We start from the raw sequence: 2,599 nt of genomic DNA, 5'->3' as shown, positions 1-2,599 counted from the left end.
TGTCAACGGCGGTCAGATTTTAGGCCAGCGGGGCGGAGTAAAAGCAGGCCACTGTTGATGCGGGCCTGACGATATGAAGAGGGCCCCGATCGGGGCCCTCTTCATATCGTTGTCATCATTGATCAGGTGGCGGTGATCTCGCCAGTGTCCGGGTCGACAACCTGGGTGGCCTGGTTTTGCTCCGCACCGGCAGCACGGTGGCGGGCGGACTGCTTGAGGCGGTAGCTATCGCCGTTCATGGCCAGGATGCTGACGTGGTGCGTGAGCCGATCGAGCAGCGCGCCGGTGAGCCGCTCGGATCCCAGGACCTGCGTCCAGTCCTCGAACGGCAGGTTGGATGTGACGATCGTTGATCCCCGCTCATAGCGCTGCGAGAAGGTTTCGAACAGCAGCTCAGCGCCTGTGGGCGAGAGAGGAACATAGCCCAGTTCATCGACGATCAGCAGCTTCACCGCCGCAAGATCGCGCTGCATTTTGAGCAGTCGCTTTTCGTCCCTCGCCTCCATCAGCTGGTTGACCAGGGCAGCGGCGGTCGTGAACGCGACCTTGAAGCCTTTCTGGCAAGCCGCCAGTCCCAGCGCGAGCGCTACATGTGTCTTGCCGGTGCCGCTATTGCCCAGCGCGATGATATTTTCCCGCCGCAGGATGTATTCGCAGCGTGCCAGCTCCAGCACGAGCATTTTGTTGAGGCCTGGAATGGCCGTAAAGTCGAACGTGTCGAAGCTTTTCACCGCCGGGAACCGCGCAGCCCGGATCCGGCGCTCCACGGTGCGGCGCTCACGATCGATCAGCTCAAGTTCGATGAGGCGAAGCAGGTATCGGCTATGATCGACCCCGTCGCGTGCACATTCACGCGCCAGCTTCTCATATTCCCGTAGCACCGTAGGCAGTTTGAGCTGCTTGAGATGATGCGCGAGCAGAACCTGCGGCGTCCCCGCCATAGTGCCGGTGGGCATCTTGTCCTCTGTGCCCCGGTTCATGCCGCCAACTCCTGAGATGTTTGGGGCACGAGCGCGGCATAGTCGGCGGCACGCGTCGTCTTCACGTCCATTTTCGGCAGGTGGGGATAGGCTGCCAGGTCCAGGCGGGCGGGCCGCCGTTCGATGCGCGCCAGCGCGATCTGCTTGACCGCATCGAAGCCGATTGCACCGATACAGATCGCCTCGTTCACCGCGAAGGTGACGATCTCCATCGGTATCGCCTCCAACAGGCGCAGGATCTGGATGAACTCGCGCTTGCCCTTGTTGCCCATACGCGCCTCAAGGAGGTGACGCATATGCTGGAACGCTTGCGGAAGGGCCCAGTCCTGCAACGCGGCGGCCTGATCGAGCGCATTGGGCTTGGTCTCGATCAGCGCCAGATAATGCAGCGGGTTCGCCACGAACATGGCCTCACCATAACAGCGCGGATGTCTGGCGATCTCCTCATTGCCACATAGGATGACCACCGTGTCGACGAAGCCCTTCACCATGACATCCTGGAAGCCATACCGGGTCGGCACCGAGTAGTCGTTGGTCCGGTAGCGCACCAGGGCGGTCGACGATACGCGAGCGGCCCTGGTCTCGCACGGTTCGAACTGCCCTGCTGGCAATGCCCGCATCACCGCCAGATCGGCGAGGAGCCGTGTGCCGATCGTCTCGCTATGTCGGCCAGCCCGATCTTCCTGCCGGACCCGGCAGCGGTCCAACAGCTCATCATTGAAGTCATCGAAGCTGGGCGCATGCGGGATCGGCACCATGAAGTGCGATCGGGCGTGCTTGACCAGTCCTTCGACCTTCCCCTTGTCGTTCCCCTTTCCAGGCCGACCAAAGCGATCGGTAAAAAGGTAATGGCTGACGAGCCCGGTGAACGCGCGTGTTCGCTCGCGCTTCCCATCGCCGCAGATCCTGGAAACCGCGATCTTCGTGTTATCATAAAGGATCGACAGCGGCACGCCGCCGAAGAAGGCGAACGCCGATACATGCCCGTCCAGAAAGGCCTCGGTCGTCTCTGCTGGATAGGCCTTCACAAAGCAGGCATCCGATTGCGGCAGGTCCATGCAGAAGAAGTGCATCTTCCGGCGGACACCATCGATCACGCCCACCGCTTCGCCAAAATCCACCTGTGCATGTCCTGGCGGGTGCGCCAGCGGCACGAACGTCTCGCGTCCACGCGCCCGGCACAGCCGGACATAATCTTTTACGACGGTGTAGCCCCCGCCAAAGCCATGCTCATCGCGCAGACGTTCAAAAATCCGTTTGGCGCTGTGCCGCTGCTTCACAGGCGCAATGCGATCCGCTGCCAGGATCGCGTCAATCACTGGCAGCAGCGGCCCCAACTTCGGCTTCGCCACAGGCTTGGTCCGCGTGTAGCCCGGCGGCAGAGAAAACCGGCACATCTTCGATATCGTCTCGCGACTCAGTCCAAAGACCTTCGCGGCCTCGCGCTGGCTGTTACCTTCAACAAAAACAAAGTGCCGAACGGCGGCGTAGCTCTCCACGGCAAACATCCCCGGCCACCCCCTTTAAAAGGAGCAACCTATCCAATGGCTGGTTTTTAAACCGCCACGCTCAGCAAATCGCTGGCGTTCCATTGGCCTGGTTTGTCACCGCCCTATACA

2 protein-coding genes are annotated in these 2,599 nt (G+C 61.4%); both read right to left on the bottom strand.

The window, feature by feature from the left end; translation table 11 throughout:
• Positions 1 to 122: 122 nt before the first annotated feature.
• Positions 123 to 980 (bottom strand): IS21-like element helper ATPase IstB, encoded by an 858-nt coding sequence (gene istB / locus IT549_RS10055; RefSeq protein ID WP_292972718.1) that lies wholly within the window; start codon positions 978 to 980, stop codon positions 123 to 125.
• Positions 977 to 2,488: an IS21 family transposase gene (gene istA, locus IT549_RS10050; protein ID WP_292972716.1), complete on the bottom strand. Its 1,512-nt coding sequence runs from the start codon at positions 2,486 to 2,488 to the stop codon at positions 977 to 979. Before istA ends, istB begins: the two co-directional genes overlap by 4 nt.
• Positions 2,489 to 2,599 lie beyond the last annotated feature (111 nt).

Source organism: Novosphingobium sp. (genome assembly GCF_020852455.1).
GTDB lineage: Bacteria > Pseudomonadota > Alphaproteobacteria > Sphingomonadales > Sphingomonadaceae > Novosphingobium.
Note: the sequence above shows the minus strand (reverse complement) of the source record. Positions and strands in the feature narration are given on the sequence as shown.

Coding starts and splice junctions, on each gene's coding strand:
- istB (WP_292972718.1), bottom strand. CDS start 980: ATGAACCGGGGCACAGAGGACAAGATGCCCACCGGCACTATGGCGGGG.
- istA (WP_292972716.1), bottom strand. CDS start 2,488: ATGTTTGCCGTGGAGAGCTACGCCGCCGTTCGGCACTTTGTTTTTGTT.